The sequence below is a fragment of the Salinicola sp. genome, from assembly GCF_982684285.1.
On record NZ_CEXLVS010000456.1, the window covers coordinates 1 to 1391 of the forward strand.

Annotated in this window: 2 protein-coding genes; both read right to left on the minus strand. The window is 41.2% G+C overall.

Annotation, left to right across the window (positions count from 1 at the left end; translation table 11 throughout):
• The coding region (locus AC3AYF_RS21010; RefSeq protein ID WP_487780410.1) for a GGDEF domain-containing protein at positions 1-884 on the minus strand (884 nt) is incomplete at its 3' end.
• A gap of 141 nt (positions 885-1025) precedes the next feature.
• Positions 1026-1391, minus strand: a 366-nt coding sequence (locus AC3AYF_RS21015; RefSeq protein ID WP_487780411.1) for an NAD-binding protein, incomplete at its 5' end; no start/stop codon positions are given.

Below are 1391 nucleotides of genomic sequence, written 5' to 3' on the forward strand. Positions count from 1 at the left end.
ACTAGACCCATACTGACGCTAATCTTGATGTTATGTTCACCCCATGAAAATTGGTAGTTTTGTATCGATGTTTGAATAGATATGGCGACTTGATAGGAGTCGTCAAGTGATGTGTTTTCCATCAATATGCCAAATTCATCCCCCCCTAAGCGGGCGAGCGTATCGCGCTTGCGCATTGCTACTTTTAGTACGGAACTAACCTGGCGTAACAGTTCATCGCCGGCGACATGCCCATAGGTATCATTCACTACTTTGAATTGGTCGAGATCTAGGTAACAGAGTGCATGCTCATTAGCGCCATGACGTAGAGTGGCAAGTAACCACTCGGTACGGCGTTCAAATTCGCGACGGTTGATCAGGCCGGTCAGATCGTCATGATTCGATTGGTAGATGAGTTGCAGTGAACGATCTTTGACCTTCTGTTCGAGCATATCATTGAGGTGCTGTATTTTTACTTCTGCAATCTTACGCTGACTAATCTCAAATTCAAGTTCTTCATTTTTTATTTTGAGTAGTTTGGGGCTAGGTAAGGCAATAATCTGTGGCATTAGATACCAAAGGAGGATTGCCGTGGCAACTGACACGATGCCAGTTAAGGCTTTGATGATCGCTTGTATCCCAAAGTCTGGGGTCCAGATAGTCCAGATACTAAAGAAATGAGTAGTACCACAGGCGATGAAAATGAGTATTCCAAACGGAATAACAAATTTTTTATAGGGTATATCATCTCGATTCAAGAAAAAGTAAAGTAAGCCTGCTGCTACAGCAAAATAGGCTAGACCAATGGCAAGATCGGAGATGACGTGGGTAAAAAGAATATCTTCACGCCATTGAAAACACATGCCATGCGGCATAAAACCTGTTGAATTAAAGATTGATTCCATCTCGAACTCCTTTGCATGCACTGTAACTGCTGAACTTTCATCTAAGTTACTTTGAGTGTTGATTTTTCCTAAATAGCGTTAGTCGGTAAAATTAGCTGGGATTATGATATTTCTTAGATTTACAGCGATTAAAGTATTGCATTAATGATTTTCTGTCACACCTGAAAACAGCGCTGAATAATCAGTATCTTCAAGTCCTTGTGATAAGGTTATATCCAATAATTGACTAATTCCTTGTAAAGCACAAGTTTCTAAACCCAGTTGTTTGGCGACGGTTAAAAATAGCTGAGTATCTTTGGCTAAATGTTTGGTGGGGAAGTTGGGATTGGCAAAATCTCTCGCTAACATACGGTCAAGTTTTTTATCAAACGTGGGGGCATAGAGTGCACTGTCGCGCACTATTTTCATAAATTGTTCAGTTTGTATGCCTTCTTTTTCGACTAAGGCCAGACTTAAGGCAAAACTCGCCGTCAAACCGGCGATAAGTTGGTTCATAGCCAGTTTAAC